Source organism: Candidatus Eisenbacteria bacterium (genome assembly GCA_016867495.1).
In the GTDB taxonomy this organism is placed as follows: Bacteria; Eisenbacteria; RBG-16-71-46; order CAIMUX01; family VGJL01; genus VGJL01.
In genome coordinates this window covers 1-1,615 of record VGJL01000361.1, presented here as the reverse complement: position 1 = coordinate 1,615, position 1,615 = coordinate 1, and the positions used below count along the sequence as shown (strand labels likewise).

The window sequence follows — 1,615 nt, the reverse complement described above, 5'->3', positions numbered from 1 at the left end:
GCCGAGGTCGATCCTGGCGCGAGAGAGCAACGGATCGCCGTCGACCGCCGCCCGCAGGAACCGGAGCGCCTCCTCCCCGCGCCCCTGTGCCAGACGGACCAGCCCGAGGGCATAGCGGGCTCGATGAAAGCGCGGAGCCTCCTCCAGCGTCTTTTCGAGCAGGCCGGCAGCAGTCCCCAGATCCCCCTCCCTCAGGACGGCCAGGGCCAAGAAGAGATGGACGTCCGGGAACGCCGGTTGCTCCGACGCGGCGACACGCAAGTGCTCGATCGCCCTCGCCGGCTGCCCGAGCCTCAGACAGGCGAGTCCCGCCTGGAGGCGCGCCTCGACATAGCGCGGGTTGATTTCCAGGGCGACTTCCAGCTCTGAGAGCGCTTCGTCGATCGCGCCCGCCTCGATCAGCAGGCTTCCCAGCCTGCAGCGAAGATCGGCGTAGCGTGGCTGCCCCGCGATCGCCTCCCGGAGGTCGGCGATCGCCTGTCCCTTGTCGCCCCGGTCGTAGCTCTCCACGGCCTTGAGAAGGCCCCAGCGACTCCTCTGGCGCTGCTCCAGTTGATCGCGCAGCCCTTCCGCGAAAGCGGGATCGGAGAGGTCCCTCTCCGCTCCCGCCGCTCCATGCGGCAGCGGGAATCCCGCTTCCCGCAACCGCGCGAGCTCGATCGCCGCCTCCTCCGGCCTGCTCTGGCGAAGGAGCGCGATCAGGAGCCCGCAGCGCGCGTCGTGGTAGTCGGGATGGATCTCGAGCGCGGCGCGATGATGCTGCTCAGCCCCTTTTGCGTCTCCCTGACGATCGAGGATCGACGCGAGATGCATGTGGAGATCCGGATAGCGATAGCCGCAGGAGAGAGCCTTGCGGAACTCCGCGGCCGCCCTGATGAGATCGCCGCGTTGATAGAGGGAGAGCCCGAGCTTCGAGTGGGCCTCCGCGGCATAGAACCTCCCCAGGCTGTAGTAGGGATCCGATGGGTTCTGGATGCTCTCGAGCGTGCGTTCGAAGGCCTCGACGGCTCTATCGAAGTCCCCGTTGTTGAAGTGGACGATCCCGCGACGGTAGTCCGACATGCCGTCCCGGTGAAAGAGGCGGCCCAGGACCGACATCATCCCCTCCGTGGCCTCCAAGGCCGATGTCTAGACGATCGCGCGGCGGCTCAGTCCATCTGCTTGCGCAGATAGGCCGGAATGTCGAGACGGTTCTTGCCGTCCAGCTTGAATCCCTGAAGGCGCGAGGGAGCGCGCAGCTTCCTGATCGGCCGAAGGGACCAGAGGGCTGGGGCCCTCTCCTCTCGCCCCGACTCGGTCCCCGTCGCCGCTTCCTCGATCCACGGCTCGGGCGCCGAAGCGGCGCCGCCATCGGCCGCAGGGGAATACGCCTCGGACTCGAAGGGCTCCCGGGCCAGAGGCGGCATGTCCCATCCCGGCTGCGGGTCGGCCGCGATCGGCGCGGTCTCACGCTCGTCATCCAGAGCGCGCCTCGAAAGGGGCGACGACCCCGCCAGGATCGGCTCCCCCACAGGAACATGGGGGATCGCCTCATGGGCGGCCGGAAACGGCACCGGCTGTGGGCGCGGCGGGGCAGAGGGAACCTCGAACCGGCTGGCGGCAGGCGCGCGCTCGA

2 protein-coding genes are annotated in these 1,615 nt (G+C 68.9%); both read right to left on the bottom strand.

Translation table 11 applies throughout. The annotated features are described in order from the left end of the window. On the bottom strand, positions 1-1,101 hold a 1,101-nt coding region (locus tag FJY88_14265), incomplete at its 3' end, for a tetratricopeptide repeat protein (protein MBM3288492.1). 47 nt (positions 1,102-1,148) lie between these two features. Next, the gene (locus FJY88_14260; GenBank protein MBM3288491.1) at positions 1,149-1,511 is read right to left on the bottom strand and encodes a hypothetical protein; all 363 of its coding nucleotides are present in this window, start codon (positions 1,509-1,511) and stop codon (positions 1,149-1,151) included. Positions 1,512-1,615: the final 104 nt, after the last annotated feature.